Here is a 14,886-nt window from a genome sequence, read left to right as displayed (position 1 = left end):
CCATGCAACTTGAAAATTTCATCTCACAAACTTTAAAACAGATCATTGACGGTGTTTCTTCTGCACAAACGTACAGCGAAACTAAAAATGCAAAAATAAATCCACGTACCGCTCGAATGGATGGTAAAGCTACAGACTACAGCTTTTGCACGGAAACATATGTACCTCTGCAAGGTGTGGAGTTTGATATAGCTGTAACAGTGATTGAAAAAAGTAGTACTTCTGATGGTGGAGGAAATATGGGAGAAATTTCTGTAACTTCGGCTTCTCAGGCTTCTAATCAAAACAGTTCTGTTAGTCGAATCAAGTTTAAAGTACCGATTTTGCTACCTCTATCAAAGTAGATTGCAATTTAACAAGAACCTAAACCAGACGGCTAAAGCTGTCTCATTTTTCTCAAAATAGACGCAAAAAACTGAGCCAGCACGCAGCAGGTTAGGTTGGCGTTATGTGTTTTTAAATAGGAGTGTCCGTGTCAACAATAGACGAAAAAGCATATGAGTTTTTTAAGCTGTTTGCTAGAATCGAGTATTCGCTTAAAGCATCTGGTTTCCACTGTGGCAACGGAAACGCTACAGCAAATTGGGAAAACTTTGCTTTATCAATAGATGAGAAATTTACTTCAGTTACAGTAGAGAGTTTCAAAGAGGCGGTTAAATACATCAAGGAACATCCCCCTAAAAAACAAATTATTTCTGACGGTTCTATTGAGTGGTTGACAATCCCTCCGCAGTCAAAATGTGAAGCTGATTTAATTCTTCTTTACATACGCCGTGTTAGAAATAATTTATTTCATGGTGGTAAGTTTAACGGACATTGGTTTGAACCAGAGAGAAGTGAAGAATTAATCACTCACTCAATTGTTATTTTACATAAAGCGATCTCATTATCGGTAAACGTAAAAGCAGCATTTGGTCAATAAACACATAACAAATAAGAATAGGTGTCGCGCAGCCGACACCTTATTCGGGTGTTGAACAAGCCCGAGCCCTTCTTTATATAGTAAATAACGTGTTTGATCTTGGTGGGTACTTCGCCTTGGGCTAAACCCAAGGCGAGCGAAATTGAGATAAATAACAGAACCGTTATTTATCAATGAACTAGTCAATTTTAATCATAAATTTAATCTCTCCAACCTGTAACGTTAACGCCATTATGCCTATTATGTTACGCCTTTCAGCTAGATCGTTCGCGAGATGCCAACGCATTTCATTTCATGCTGGCAGCAAGGACAAATACGGATTGCTTTCGCAGTTATCGTTGCGACGAATTCAGGCATTTTCCAATTGAACAGATGCAGCAATATTGCTTGGATACGCACACGTAACCGCTTGGCATTACCGTGTAAAAACCCATAATCCCGCACTCGCTGTAATCCTTTGGGGAGCACATGTTGCAAGATAAGCCAGAGAAATTGTAACGTTGGTAAGGCTCTGGTTTTCGTTGCTTGAGTTTGCCCGTCTTTATATTTGAAGGTCACGGAATTATGGCTTGTGTCGATGATGTCTTTATCGGGCAATACGCCCCGATACAAATAGCGCGATAAATATTGCAATGCAGGCAGACCGTAACCGACTTTTCGGCAATCAACCACCCATTTAGTGGGTAATGTGTCGGTGTTAGCCAGTGATAAATCAGCGTGCTGATTGATAGCATCAAGCATCCTTGCTCGCCAGACTTTAGCTAGTGCAAAGGCATTAAACAGATAATTACGCTTGCCTTTATGCCATTGGTTTCGGGTTTTATTGTAGCTGCCACTGGCGACAATAATGTGCAGGTGAGGATGTAAATTTCGTTGCCGGCTGTGAGTATGTAAAACGGTGGTAAAGCCGATTTCACCGCCGTGTTTACGCCTGGCAAAGTCTTTTAATATTGAAGCCGCGACTGAGAACATGGATTGATAAAGCGCTTTGGGCTGACTGCAAGCCAAGGGCCTGAGTTCACTGGGTAAAGTGAACGTAACCATGAAGTAATGCACGGGCAGTAGTTTCGATTGTTGGCGCATAAGCCAATCGGAGGTGGTGCGCTGCTGGCATTGCGGACAATGCCGATGGCCGCAGGACAGTGGCAAACGGTCATCATGTTGGCAATGAGAACAAATCCATTGCGAACAACCTTGTTGCCCCGTTTTGCAACTTAACATGGCGTAGATGGCGCGGCGACTGTCGTGAGAAAGTTGATTACCAAATTGCCGTTCAAACTCGTCATGATGAATGCGCAATAAATCAATAAATGTACTCATGCCAAGCTCCAATCTAACGCTAACTTGTCAGCAAGCTGATTAATGGCAACGGCCGCATCACGTTGTTTCAATTGCGTGAGTTGAGTATATCTAGCGGTAGTATTAAGGCTGGCATGACCGAGTAACACTTGCAGTGAGCGTAAATCCAATCCGCCTTCGAGTAAATGCGTAGCAAAGCAATGTCGGAGTGAATGCGGGCTGACGAGTTTATTAATATGACAGTCACGTAATACTTGTTTGATGGCTTTTTGAATGCCGCCTTTATCCATCGGCGAATTCATGCCATTACCGAGTCCAGGGAAAATAAGTCGCGCGTGATGGTGCGTTTGCCAGTGGCAACGCAGAGCATGTAGCGTACGTTTTGGCAGCGGTACTAATCTATCTTTGCCACCCTTAGCATCACGGATATGAACCTGCATGGTTTGGCTATCAATATCATGAACGGTAAGGTTTAAGCCTTCGCTTAATCGCAGGCCCATGCTGTAAAGGGTGAGAAAGAACACTTGATAGCGCTGTTTCTTCGTCGCACTTATCATTTTGCTTATTTGCGCTGGCGTCAAGATATCGGGCAGACGTTTAACTTGCGGCGGTTTGACAATACTTAGCCATTCCCATTGTTTGTCGAGGGTGTAGCGGTAGAAAAACTGTAAGCCATTACGGTCGATTTTAACGGTGCTCCAAGAGTGGGTCTGGATCAGGCTGTTGAAATAGTCTTTTAAATTGGCAGTAGTTAATCCATCGGGAGATTTATCAAAATAAGTAGAAATGCGTCGAACCGCACGAGAATAGGCATCAATGGTCGCTGGTCGTTTACCTTGCAGCCTTAGATTGATAAGATGTTGTTCATAAAGAAAATTAAATCGTTGCTGTTGTGAATGATTCATACTGATAGCTCCAATAAGGCACCACCATAATGGTGATGCTATTGGTTAGTATGAACGCTGGCTTGTTTACTCCGCCGCGCAGCGGCTTCGTTCAACAAGCACTTCAAACGGAACAAAAACAGTTGGTTAGGTTCCGCTTCGCTTCACATTATAACCAACTATTTTTGTCCGCTTAAGTGGGCGTTGATATGACTCCCCACGTCAAGTAAAACGCAGAGATCCTTGCTAAAAAATATAGCCATAAATTCACTTTTATTAAATAAAGTGAGTTAACGTAAGAATGAAGCAAGTATATTCGTCGGTTATCATGCTGATATTCGTGGATTACTTGCTTTCGCAAGCAGCGCCTACCTTACTTATTTCGTCGTGACACCTGTCTTCAGTCTAGGTTCGTGGATCAGCTAACTTTCATTAACTGCCATCCTAACGCCGTCGGTGGTTGTGCCACACCCGATGCTTGATTCCATACGCTAACTCAACAACTTTTATCATGCAGGCACTCTCGATAGCCGTAATTTTGGCTCTACGGGTGTCAGCACTATTTCACGCGATATCGCCCAGATATAGGCAATCATTTCCCGCGCTATGGCCGTGACAATTACATTATGATGTTTGCCACGGCGTAACATGGTTTGATATCGACGGCACAACCTAAGCTGTGCTTTACATGCGCTTTCCATTTAGGTCAGCAACAATGGTTTTACCTAGGTATTCCTGTCGAAGTTGCAGTTCTTTGGAGATGTTTGCTGCAAAGCGATAGGTGTGTGCCCCCTCAACAAGTAAGCGCCTTGCTCGACTATTACCACACTTAGTAATAGATCCGAGCTTACGGCTCCCACCACTACTATGTTCGCTAGGAACCAGCCCTAAGTAACTCATTAGTTTTCTTGGGTGATCAAATCGAGTTAAATCACCAAGTTCTGCTACTACGCCAGTTGCCACTAATAATCGAACACCTCGCATTGCTTGGATCGCTTTTACCACAGGGTAATAACGCCAGTTTTTAACATGATGCTCGAGTTCATTATCGAGCCGTTTTAATCGATTCATACGCTCAGTTATTGTTTGTATGTATTCCTGCAAAACTATTTGTTGAGCAGGGTGCGGTAAGATCAATTCAGTTAGCCAACGTAAATGTTGTTTTGACCAATTGTCTTTCACTTTTGCTGTAACATTATTTCGTAGTAACAACGCGTTAAGTTGATATTTACCGTCTTTAAGATCTTTCATTGCTGTTTCTCTGGCACGAGATAAATCGCGTACAGCTTCATCTTCAGGCTCTGGTACATAGATCGCAGTGAGGTCTTCAGACTTGAGTAACTTAGCCAGATTCATCGCATCACGCTTGTCGGTTTTGATTTTATCGCCTGGTTTCTTTGGAATTAGTGAAGGCGCTATAACATAACAGCAATGACCAATCGATGTGATCAAACGGTAGATCCAATAACCACAAGGACCGGCTTCATAAACAAAGTGCAGAGTTGCATGTGGGTATTTCGATTCGAACCGACGCACCAATTTTATAACTGATTGTTTCGTTGATGGATTCTTACCTAGGTGAATTGGTTTGACGCCCCGCACATCTTCAATATAAGCGACCTCAATAAATGATTTGTGTGTGTCCATGCCAATAAAAACTATGTTATGTTTACTCATGCTAGTCTCCATTTTATATTTGTGATGAATATATTATGGCTCTGGTTTTAAAAACTAACCCACAATGTTGGAGGTAGCACCTAGTGGGGAGTCATTATGTCTAGTGCGTCAAGCAAAGCTTGATGCATCTTGCAGGGTGTAAGTCCCTGTCAGGTAAGGTTTAACCAACCACCTGTATCGAGTGTTGCGCCTTTGGCGGAGTTTGAGATTAGCCGATGCTTTTCAGTGAGCGATCACAATCAAGCGAACAATATAGGTGAAGCGTACACAGAGAATCATATAGGCCATAGGGATTGTCGTGATCCTGAAGTGCTGGTATCGCTCCGATAAATATGAGGTCTGACTGACGAGGTTTACTTTTTTTATAATGAAAAGGCCATCGAAGTCCAAGTTGCACAACGTTTTGGTGAGGTTGTGGCGAGTCAGCGGCTTATTTTAAAATAAAGAACAAGCCGTGGCATGTATGTAGAGATGTATTGAGAACTTGAGAGATCCAAAGGCGTTCCACAAGGATGGTGGTAGGGAAGCTTAGCCAAAAGCAAAGCCAGCGATGACCCTTTGGAAGTCAGATCAGCCCATAGTAGTCTGAGCAGGGGAAAGCCTTGTACATGGCGAAGGAGCTGACAGTTCTTCTTTTAAATAAACAGGGGTATTGAGCAGGCACATAGTCCGGACAAAGTAGGGCTGGGATCACTATGACAACAACACTTAATACCATCGCATTTAAAGCACAAACCCACCCCAAGCACAGGTTTCAGAATTTATATGGATTACTAAATACTGACAGTCTGTATCAAAGCTGGGGGCAACTCAATAAACACGCTAAACCTGGTATTGATGGCATCACTATGCCTAAGTACAAGGCTAAGCTTACTGAAAATATTGATCGTTTAGGTCAGCAACTCAAGCAGAAATGTTACCGAGTTAATGATATTAAGCGCATCTTTATCCCTAAATCGAACGGTAAATTAAGACCTTTAGGTCTACCCACCGTCGACGACAAGCTCGTGCAACAAAGTGTTAGCCAGATCCTGCAAAGCATTTGGGAACAAGACTTTTTGCGCAACAGTTATGGTTATCGACCGAATAAAAGTGCCCATCAAGCGGTGCACAGTTTGACACTAAATCTGCAATTCAAAGGCTATGGTTATATAGTCGAGGCTGATATTAAAGGTTTCTTCGATAACCTTGACCATGAATGGCTGATGGAAATGCTTAAACAACGCATCGATGATAAGGCAATACTTAACTTAATTAATCAGTGGTTAAAGGCAAGGATAAAATCACCCGATGGCGTCTTCACCAAACCAACGAGTGGCAGTCCACAAGGCGGCATTATCAGCTCTGTGTTGGCTAATATTTATCTGCATTACGCACTAGACCTTTGGTTCGAAAAGAAAGTAAAGCCGACAATGCGTGGCAGAGCAATGATGATCCGCTATGCAGATGATTTTGTCTGTGCATTTCAATTTGCGAATGACGCCGAGCGCTTTTATAAAGTATTACCGAAACGATTAAAGAAGTTCAACTTAGACGTCGCAGAAGACAAAACATCACTAATGCGGTTCAGCCGATTTCATGTTGGCCGAAAACGTCATTTTGTATTTCTAGGGTTTGAATTTTACTGGGGAACAGATTTAAATGGCAAGGCTCGACTCAGGCGGCGAACCGGTGCTAAGAAGCAAAAGGCAACGCTGAGTGAGTATTACCAATGGATCAAAGCCAAGCGCTCATATAAGTTGAAGCTCTGGCTGCCACAGTTAAGGCGCAAATTAATAGGGTTTAGAAATTACTTTGGCTTACCCGAAAACAGCAGAAGTTTATCAGGTATGTACGACTACGTTTTGCATAGTTTGTATAAATGGTTGAACAGACGCAGTGGTCGACAAAGTTATAACTGGAGTAATTTCAAGAAGATGTTAGAGTATTTCCAGATTGAAAGTCCAAAGGTCAGCAAGCGTTTTGTGCTGGTCGATTGGTACTAGGGCCGTGTTTTACACGAGCGAATATATAACTGAAGAGCCGGATGCGGTAGTTCCGCACGTCCGGATCTGTGTGGGGTCGGCTCAGTAATGGGTCGCTCTACCACGATTGTTTCCTCGCATAATCAGAAGTATTGCGTCTTAATATTGTGAGTGTTATACTTGCATCGTCTTTAATTTTTTGGAATTTATTATGCCTATCACTAATCCTAATACGTTAAAACAAGCCCTAGCTAACATTAGATTAGAATCTTTATCTTTATCTCAAGATGTAAAGTCTTTATTAAATAAAGCATTGACTGATCCTACTGTAACAACTACTCAAGTTTTAGAACTTTTACGTGGTAAATGATTTATTTACAGATAGTGTAGAACCTGATTTTTATGAAAATACGAGCGTATTTGTAAACTTAAAAAATGAAACTAATCCCCAAAAATTAAAAGAATTAGAAGCTGGCTTTACTGCAGTTTACGAATATTTACTATTCGAAGATTCGTCATTACTCCCCTGCGAATTCAACCTTACAAAACTTAAATCTATACACTCCTTTTTATTCAAAGAACTATACTCTTGGGCTGGAAAAACCAGATCTTATGATATGTCAAAGAATGGAGATGAGTTTACACCTGCAAAAGATTTACCCAAACACGAAGCCGTAGTTTTTTCGCGTGCGGAAAATGTTTTATCTTTGGTTAAACCTGAAAAGATAATACTCGCTGAAAAACTTGCTAGGTGTTTAGGCATATTAAATATGTATCATCCATTTCCAGAAGGAAACGGTAGAACGCAAAGAATATTCATTTCATTATTAGCGAGAACTCACGATTATCTATTAGATTGGGATGCAGTCCAAGCTTGGGAAAATATGGAAACATCAAAAAGAGTTCATGAAGGAAATTATGAACCTCTAACAAACCTAATGCTACGTATATTGTATCAAACGGAAACATAACATATAAGAATAGGTGTCGCGCAGCCGACACCTTATTCGGGTGTTGAACAAGCCCGAGCCCTTCTTTATATAGTAAATCACGTGTTTGATCTTGGTGGGTACTTCGCCTTGGGGCTAAACCCAAGGCGAGCGAAATTGAGATAAATAACAGGACCGTTATTTATCAATGAACTAGTCTGTTTTCACCATAAATTCAATATCTCCAACTCATATCGTAAATTCCATTATCCTTATTGTATTCGCCTTTCAGCTAGCTCGTTCGCGAGATGCCAACGCATTTCATTTCATGCTGGCAACAAGGACAAATCCTGATTGCTTTCGCAGTTATCGTTGCGACGAATTCAGGCATTTTCCAATTGAACAGATGCAGCAATATTGCTTGGATACGCACACGTAACCGCTTGGCATTACCGTGTAAAAACCCATAATCCCGCACTCGCTGTAATCCTTTGGGGAGCACATGTTGCAAGATAAGCCAGAGAAATTGTAACGTTGGTAAGGCTCTGGTTTTCGTTGCTTGAGTTTGCCCGTCTTTGTATTTGAAGGTCACGGAATTATGGCTTGTGTCGATGATGTCTTTATCGGGTAAAACACCGCGATACAAATAGCGTGACAGGTATTGCAATGCAGGCAGACCGTAACCAACTTTTCGGCAATCAACCACCCATTTAGTGGGTAATGTGTCAGTGTTAGCCAGCGATAAATCAGCGTGGTGATTGATAGCATCAAGCATCCTTGCTCGCCAGACTTTAGCCAGTGCAAAGGCATTAAACAGATAATTACGCTTGCCTTTATGCCATTGGTTGCGGGTTTTATTGTAACTGCCACTGGCGACAATAATGTGCAGGTGAGGATGTAAATTCCGTTGTCGACTGTGGGTATGTAAAACGGTGGTAAAGCCTATTTTTTAGCAAATTCCTTCAACACCGATGCGGCTACTGAGAATATGGATTGATAAAGTGCTTTGGGCTGACTGCAAGCCATTACGGTCTTTTTAACGATATTCGAATTGTGTCGAACCGCACGAGAATAACCATCAATGGTTGTGGGACGTTTACCTTGCAGTCTTAAATTGATAGGGTGTTTCATAATGAAAATTAAATCGTTGCTGTTGTGAATGATTGATACTGATAGCTCCAATAAGGCACCACCACAATGGTGATGCTATTGGTTAGTATGAACGCAGGCTTGTTTGCTCTGCCGAAGAGAATCTAATTTTATGGCTGAACCTGATCCATTGAGAACGATGACATTTGTAACACCGAAAGATTTCGGCCAGTGGGTCAAGGTGAATCACGGCTCTGAAAGTGAACTCTGGGTGAAGATATACAAGAAAAATACTGGGATTCAGAGCGTGACTTGGAATGATATCGTGATCGAGTCTCTATGCTGGGGTTGGATCGACGGTGTTAAAAAGTCAATCGATGACCAAGCCTATCTTCAGCGCATTACTCCCAGACAAACGCGAAGCAACTGGTCTAAAAGGAACACAGAGCATGCGGAACGTTTGATAAGTGAGGGCCGGATGATGGAATCAGGGCTCGTGCATATTCGTGCTGCTAAAGCGGACGGTCGTTGGGAAAACGCCTATGTAGTAAGTGAAATGGAAGTACCCGCGGATTTCCTAGCTGCACTGGAGAGCAAGCCGAATGTTAAAGAGTTTTTTGAAACTCTCAATAAATCGAGCCGTTATGCTATCGCGTACGGATTGATAAGTGCGAAGAAACCAGACTAAGGCGGTTTGCAAAATTCATGAACATGCTTGTTCACGAAGAAAAGCCTAAATAAGTGGGATTCGGCCTAGCAAGGCGTTAGTTGACACAAAGAGTTAGGAGTTTATGTGAACATTATTATTACTAAAATAAAATGGATTATGGTTATTGCAGGTTTACTGACCTGTTCAATGATCTTTGCGGTTTTTGCACCTCAAGCAGCGTTAATAAGTATGTTTGGAGAAGCTATTAGCGATCCATTGGGCGAGGTTGTTGTGCGGAGCTGGGGATTTTTGATTTTCTTAATGGGGGTATTATTGATTTATGGTGCTTTTAAGCCTGTGTATCGGAATTTATCCCTCGTTATCGTCGGCATCAGCAAAATTGCATTTATTTCATTAATTGTTATTTTCGGCGAACAGTATATTGAAAAGTCAGCCGTAACAATAATATTCGATTCAATTTTAATCGCACTATTTGCTTTCTATTTAATTAAGGTCAAAAATGTTACCTAACATATAAGAATAGGTGTCGCGCAGTCGGCACCTTATTTGGGTGTTGAATAAGCCCAGAGCCTTCTTTTTATTATGAATGATGCATTTAGTTTTGGTGGGTGCTTATCTGCATATTAAACACAAGGCTAGCTTATTTAAGATACCAATAATACGCCTCGATACAAATAGCGTGACATTTTCGCTGCGCTCAAGTTTAGCCCACTATCATTTGCCAGTTATTCGGATTTTTACACTTCTCTTTGAGTTGTGATGCGCAATGCGCTACACTAATTAAATGATCAAATTATTTAAACATAAAGGTCTGAAGAAATACTTTGAAACAGGAAGTACTTCTGGAATACAGCCTAAACACCAAAGAAAATTGAGAATGCAGCTCGCAGCAATTGATACCGCGCAAGCAATCGACGATATCAACTTACCAGGCTTTAAGCTTCATCCACTCAAAGGTAATAGAGATGGAATTTGGTCTATCACCGTAAATGGAAACTGGCGCATTACTTTTGAATTCATTAATGGCAATGCGTTGTGAGCTTACGACAAGATAGCTCAACTTAACGTACAAATTTTGATTTACTTACTGCATCCCAAATTAGAGTAAGTAATATGACAAATCAAGACAAACTCAGCAGCCTTGCATCTGAATTTCAACAATGGCGCTTGACCCGACAATATCCCAGAGAAAAAACACCTCAGCAGTTGAAAGATAAAACCGTTGCACTGGCTCAATATTATTCATCGAGCCAAATTAAAACCGCATTAAACATTGCCGATTCAACCTTTCACCATTGGTGTAAACAAGCGACTTCCGTCAAAAAACCTAGCGAATTCATTGCTGTCCCTGACGAGCTGAATGCCAGTTCGGATGAGTTTAATATTACGCTCACTTGTAAAAATGGTAACCGGTTACAACTTTCTGGCCCGCTCTCGCCTGCGTTACTTGCCGTTATCACGGGGGCGCTGCTGGTATGATATTACTGACCGCGAATACGCCTATCTTACTGGCTATTCAACCCGCCGATTTTCGCTGTGGCATTGACGGATTTGTGGCGATTTGTCGTCGACAACTCGACCAAGACCCGCGTTCCGGCATTTTGTTTGTCTTTATTAACCGTAATAAAACCATGATCCGGGCATTAAGCTATGACGGGTCTGGTTTTTGGTTAATGACCAAACGATTATCAAAGGGCAAATTTTCCAACTGGCCAACCGCCAAGGAAGCCATCACCTCCATGCAGGCTAAGCATCTGCGACAGTTATTATCCGCGGCTCCAGTGGTACAAGTGGCATAAAATGCGATGTAATTCACAATATTACATTAATATCGCAGGATCTAAACGATCATGTTGACCGATCCTTTATGCCTGCAATAATCCATATTCGCTTAATTATAGACGAGCACACTGGACACTTATGTTGACTCAATCATTCACCGATATTGATAATGACGCACTCGATGCCTTAATTGAACGCGTGACAGAAGCCAAAGAGCATGAACTGGCGTTAAGCTCGGCTGATTGTCAGCTATTGCTTAATGCCTTGATGACACTGGCTAATTTGCAAGAAAACATCGCCAGTAAAGATGTGACGATACACAAATTGAAAAAACTCGTCGGTATCGTTAAATCGTCAGAAAAACTGGGGGCACTCATCAGTCAGCAAGGCGTTGCCGCAAAAGGTAAAAAAGCCCAACATAAACAAATCAAGCGCACTAAACCCAAGACCCAAAAAGTCAAACCGACAATCATTCACCACGCCTTAACAGTGCTGACCAAGGGTGAATTATGTCCTGAATGCGACTTGGGGAAACTCACCAAGTATGAACCAGCAAGCTTCTTGCGGATCACAGGGCAAAGCCCTTTTGTGCCAGAGCAACACATCATGGAACGACTACGTTGTAATGCCTGCGGTGCTTATTTTACCGCGCCACTGGCTGAAAACGTACAGGCCGATGGGCATGCCAAACAAAAATACGGCTACAGCGCACGCAGCTTAATGGCGATCAACAAATATTACGCAGGCACACCGTTTTATCGCCAAGGCAGTTTGCAAAACATCTTAGGCGTACCTATTACCGCGTCATCTATCTTCGATCAAACCGAATATGTGGCCAACGCCATTTGGCCTGTATTTAAGCACTTGAGAACAATTGCAGGCAATGCCAAGCATTATTATATTGATGACACCACACACCGTATTCTCGACCAAACCGCCATCATTAAAAAACAACGTAATAGCGATAAAGAACGTGTTAGAACTGGAGTTTATAGCTCGGGCATGATAGCAACCACTACCGCAGATCAAAAAATAGTGTTGTTCGAAACTAACATAGGTCACGCGGGTGAATTTATCGATAGCGTGCTGTGTTTGCGAGACAAAACAAGTTCACCGCCCATTATCATGAGCGATGCACTGGCCAGCAACCGCCCCTCCGTTGATGTCGAATTTATCCAGTCCTTGTGTAACAGCCATGCTCGACGGCAATTTGTGGATGTGCTTAGCCATTTTCCCGATGAAGTTGCAGGTATTTTAGATCGTTATGGCGAGATCTGGCATATTGATAATCTGGCAACAGAAAAACAGCTCAATAGTGAACAGCGGCAAGCTTATCATGATGAAAATTCGCGACCAATCATGGCTGAGATCCGCGCGTGGGGTCGCCAGCACTTAAGCGATGGCAGTGTTGAGGAAAACAGTGGGCTTGGCAAAGCGATCCGTTATTTTGATAAACATTACGCAGGCTTAACGTGTTTCTGCACGGTGCCAGGGGCGCAATTAGATAATAATTTAATGGAGGCTGAATTAAAATTGGTGGTCAGGGATAGAAAAAATGCGATGTTCCACAAAACGCTGTCTGGAGCCAGTATCGGTGATGTTATCACCTCAATCATAGCCACAGCCAGCTGGGCCGGCACTAATATTTTTGATTATTTAAATACGCTGCAACGAGAACAAGAAGCGGTGAAGTTGGCACCTGAAAATTATCTGCCTTGGAATTACCAGTAAAATAAACCATCATCCCGGCATATCTGCCGGGACTTGCCAAATTTCCTTAAGTCAAACTATATTGTCGTAAGCTCACAATGCGTTTATCTTAAACTACGAGGACTATCACTAATGAATATGCATAATCCACCACACCCGGGTGAGTTCATTCATGATCTTTATCTGGAACCATCTGGCCTAAGTTGTCGTTTTCTGGCAAAACAACTTGATGTAGCATCATCAACGTTAAATCGCATATTGAAAGGGCAAAGTGGAGTTTCACCAGAAATGGCACTACGTTTATCGAAAGCACTAGGGCGTACAGCTGAGAGCTGGCTTTCAATGCAAGATAATTATGACCTTTGGCATGCAAAGCAGAATGTTAATCTAACTCGAGTGCATGTAGTTAATTTTTCGATGGTGTAGACGAAATGTAACAAGGCCCATAAAGTCAGATTCGCAACGCTATCACATTGGTTGCAAAAGAAAAGGCGCAACAAATTGTGCCAGCATTGCTCACAGCTTATGGGGGCGTTAAACCGTAGGTCAAGTTAACCTGACACCTTTAAGGTTACAATGGTCGAATGATAAAAAATTTCATTCATGAAGGTCTTCGCAAGTTTTATGCTTCAGGCAGCACTGCGGGGATACAAAAGAAACACGAAAAGAAACTACGTCTTATTTTAGCTAACTTAGATCAAGCTGAAATTTCTGATGATATGGATCTTCCAGGTCTATTTATGCATCAACTTAAAGGTGATAGAAAAGATATTTGGTCTGTCCGTGTAAGTGGAAATTGGCGAATAACATATAGGTTTACAGGACGTGATGTTGAAATAGTAAATTATGAGGATTACCACTAATGGCTATGTTTAACCCCGCTCATCCGGGAGAAATATTAAAAGAGTTAGTGATCGACTCTTTAGAGTTAACGATCACCGACGTCGCTAAGCATCTTGATGTGAGTCGTAAGACTTTATCTAAAGTTTTGAATACTAAAGGTTCTATAACGCCCGTAATGGCTGTACGTTTAGAATTAGCATTTGGTAAACCATCAGCAGATCATTGGCTTCGCTTACAGAACGCGCATGATTTATGGCAAACAAGGCAAGAGCAACAGTCATTGCACGTTTCTCCATATAACTTTCAAATGGCGTAATACGGTTTAACAAGCACCTAAACCAGACGGCTTTTACTGTCGCACTTTTTGCAAAGTGCCGCAAAAAACTGCACCAGCAAGCCGCCGCTTAGGTTGGCGTTATAGCTCAATCATATCCCATCTTGTTTTCTATACGCTATTTGCGTATACTTCAATCATGAAATGTATATTTGTAGAATCAAAAATATTTGAGAAATACCGAGATGACCATCTCAATGATGAAGAATTTAGATTGTTTCAAACTGAGCTAATGTCAAACCCGAAGAAGGGTGATGTGATTCAAGGTACTGGTGGTTTACGGAAGGTTCGAGTTGCAAGTAAGGGTAAGGGTAAAGGGAAACGTGGTGGTTCCCGTGTTATTTATTACTTCCTTGATGAAAAACGACGTTGCTATTTACTTACTATTTATGGGAAAAGTGAAGTGTCGGATTTAACCGCAGATCAAAAGAAACAGTTAAAGGCTTTTATGGAGGTATGGCGTAATGAGCAATCGTGATTTATTTACAGAATTAAGTTCCGCTCTTGTTGAAGCAAAAGAGCATTCAGAGGGGAAACTTACCCTTAAAACACATCATGTTAATGATGTAAGTGAGCTTGATATCTCACCTAATGAAATTGTTAATATTAGAGAAAAATTTAATATGTCACGCGGTGTGTTTGCTAGTTTACTTCATACATCTTCTCGTACGTTAGAGAATTGGGAGCAAGGACGCAGTGCTCCAAATGGGCAAGCAATAACGCTTTTGAAATTAGTGCAACGTCATCCAGAAACTCTCACACACATTGCAGAGCTATAACATA

17 protein-coding genes and 3 pseudogenes are annotated in these 14,886 nt (G+C 41.9%); 16 read left to right on the top strand and 4 right to left on the bottom strand.

Features of this window, described 5'->3' with window-relative positions; translation table 11 throughout:
• Positions 1-2 precede the first annotated feature (2 nt).
• Both MORIYA_RS05270 and MORIYA_RS05265 read left to right on the top strand, forming a co-directional pair.
• Complete coding sequence (locus MORIYA_RS05270) at positions 3-344, top strand: hypothetical protein (protein ID WP_112713297.1); 342 nt, start codon at positions 3-5, stop codon at positions 342-344.
• A gap of 128 nt (positions 345-472) precedes the next feature.
• Entirely contained in the window at positions 473-922 is a 450-nt protein-coding gene (locus MORIYA_RS05265) for a hypothetical protein (RefSeq protein ID WP_197713356.1), read from the top strand.
• 258 nt (positions 923-1,180) lie between these two features.
• On the opposite strand, the gene MORIYA_RS05260 is transcribed toward MORIYA_RS05265, so the two are convergent.
• The 3 genes and pseudogenes from MORIYA_RS05260 to MORIYA_RS05250 all read right to left on the bottom strand — a co-directional run bounded on the left by MORIYA_RS05260 (position 1,181) and on the right by MORIYA_RS05250 (position 4,782).
• Positions 1,181-2,242, bottom strand: a complete 1,062-nt coding sequence (locus tag MORIYA_RS05260) for an IS91 family transposase (protein WP_112711680.1) — start codon at positions 2,240-2,242, stop codon at positions 1,181-1,183.
• Complete coding sequence (locus MORIYA_RS05255) at positions 2,239-3,126, bottom strand: site-specific integrase (RefSeq protein ID WP_112711678.1); 888 nt, start codon at positions 3,124-3,126, stop codon at positions 2,239-2,241. Before MORIYA_RS05255 ends, MORIYA_RS05260 begins: the two co-directional genes overlap by 4 nt.
• Before the next feature lie 488 nt (positions 3,127-3,614).
• Positions 3,615-4,782, bottom strand: a pseudogene (locus MORIYA_RS05250) (IS110 family RNA-guided transposase).
• 695 nt (positions 4,783-5,477) lie between these two features.
• On the opposite strand from MORIYA_RS05250, the gene ltrA reads away from it, so the two are divergent.
• The 3 genes from ltrA (at position 5,478) to MORIYA_RS05240 (ending at position 7,717) form a co-directional block, all read left to right on the top strand.
• Positions 5,478-6,767 carry a group II intron reverse transcriptase/maturase gene (ltrA, locus tag MORIYA_RS05245; protein WP_112713295.1) on the top strand — a complete coding sequence of 430 codons (1,290 nt, stop codon included), beginning with the start codon at positions 5,478-5,480 and terminating at the stop codon, positions 6,765-6,767.
• 190 nt (positions 6,768-6,957) lie between these two features.
• Entirely contained in the window at positions 6,958-7,116 is a 159-nt protein-coding gene (locus MORIYA_RS20755) for a hypothetical protein (RefSeq protein ID WP_162629231.1), read from the top strand.
• A complete protein-coding gene (locus MORIYA_RS05240) occupies positions 7,106-7,717 on the top strand; it encodes a Fic/DOC family protein (RefSeq protein ID WP_112713293.1) in 612 nt (203 codons plus the stop codon). The genes MORIYA_RS20755 and MORIYA_RS05240 overlap by 11 nt, the downstream gene beginning before the upstream one ends.
• Positions 7,718-7,967: 250 nt before the next feature.
• On the opposite strand, the pseudogene MORIYA_RS05235 reads toward MORIYA_RS05240, so the two are convergent.
• Positions 7,968-8,701, bottom strand: a pseudogene (locus MORIYA_RS05235) (IS91 family transposase); the annotation flags it as partial.
• A gap of 235 nt (positions 8,702-8,936) precedes the next feature.
• Here MORIYA_RS05235 and MORIYA_RS05230 point away from each other — a divergent pair.
• From MORIYA_RS05230 to MORIYA_RS05180, 11 genes and pseudogenes are all read left to right on the top strand, one after another.
• Positions 8,937-9,505, top strand: a pseudogene (locus MORIYA_RS05230) (YdeI/OmpD-associated family protein).
• Between the two features lie 52 nt (positions 9,506-9,557).
• Entirely contained in the window at positions 9,558-9,944 is a 387-nt protein-coding gene (locus tag MORIYA_RS05225; protein WP_112713291.1) for a hypothetical protein, read from the top strand.
• Positions 9,945-10,218: 274 nt separating this feature from the next.
• Entirely contained in the window at positions 10,219-10,473 is a 255-nt protein-coding gene (locus MORIYA_RS05220) for a type II toxin-antitoxin system RelE/ParE family toxin (protein WP_112713289.1), read from the top strand.
• 74 nt (positions 10,474-10,547) lie between these two features.
• Positions 10,548-10,913, top strand: coding sequence for a hypothetical protein (locus MORIYA_RS05215; protein WP_112713287.1), 366 nt, complete (start codon positions 10,548-10,550; stop codon positions 10,911-10,913).
• Positions 10,910-11,233: an IS66 family insertion sequence element accessory protein TnpB gene (tnpB, locus tag MORIYA_RS05210; RefSeq protein ID WP_112713285.1), complete on the top strand. Its 324-nt coding sequence runs from the start codon at positions 10,910-10,912 to the stop codon at positions 11,231-11,233. Before MORIYA_RS05215 ends, tnpB begins: the two co-directional genes overlap by 4 nt.
• A gap of 121 nt (positions 11,234-11,354) precedes the next feature.
• On the top strand, positions 11,355-12,947 hold the full coding sequence (locus tag MORIYA_RS05205) for an IS66 family transposase (protein WP_112713283.1): 1,593 nt from the start codon (positions 11,355-11,357) through the stop codon (positions 12,945-12,947).
• 111 nt (positions 12,948-13,058) lie between these two features.
• On the top strand, positions 13,059-13,352 hold the full coding sequence (locus MORIYA_RS05200; RefSeq protein ID WP_112713281.1) for a HigA family addiction module antitoxin: 294 nt from the start codon (positions 13,059-13,061) through the stop codon (positions 13,350-13,352).
• A 158-nt stretch (positions 13,353-13,510) separates the two neighbouring features.
• Entirely contained in the window at positions 13,511-13,789 is a 279-nt protein-coding gene (locus MORIYA_RS05195) for a type II toxin-antitoxin system RelE/ParE family toxin (RefSeq protein WP_112713279.1), read from the top strand.
• Positions 13,789-14,085 (top strand): HigA family addiction module antitoxin, encoded by a 297-nt coding sequence (locus tag MORIYA_RS05190; protein ID WP_112713277.1) that lies wholly within the window; start codon positions 13,789-13,791, stop codon positions 14,083-14,085. Before MORIYA_RS05195 ends, MORIYA_RS05190 begins: the two co-directional genes overlap by 1 nt.
• A 55-nt stretch (positions 14,086-14,140) precedes the next feature.
• A complete protein-coding gene (locus tag MORIYA_RS05185) occupies positions 14,141-14,581 on the top strand; it encodes a type II toxin-antitoxin system RelE/ParE family toxin (protein WP_232011517.1) in 441 nt (146 codons plus the stop codon).
• The gene (locus tag MORIYA_RS05180) at positions 14,568-14,882 is read left to right on the top strand and encodes a helix-turn-helix domain-containing protein (protein ID WP_112713273.1); all 315 of its coding nucleotides are present in this window, start codon (positions 14,568-14,570) and stop codon (positions 14,880-14,882) included. The genes MORIYA_RS05185 and MORIYA_RS05180 overlap by 14 nt, the downstream gene beginning before the upstream one ends.
• The last annotated feature ends 4 nt before the right edge of the window (positions 14,883-14,886 follow it).

This window comes from Moritella yayanosii, assembly GCF_900465055.1.
Classification (GTDB): domain Bacteria; phylum Pseudomonadota; class Gammaproteobacteria; order Enterobacterales; family Moritellaceae; genus Moritella; species Moritella yayanosii.
This window is presented reverse-complemented; position numbering and strand designations above follow the sequence as displayed.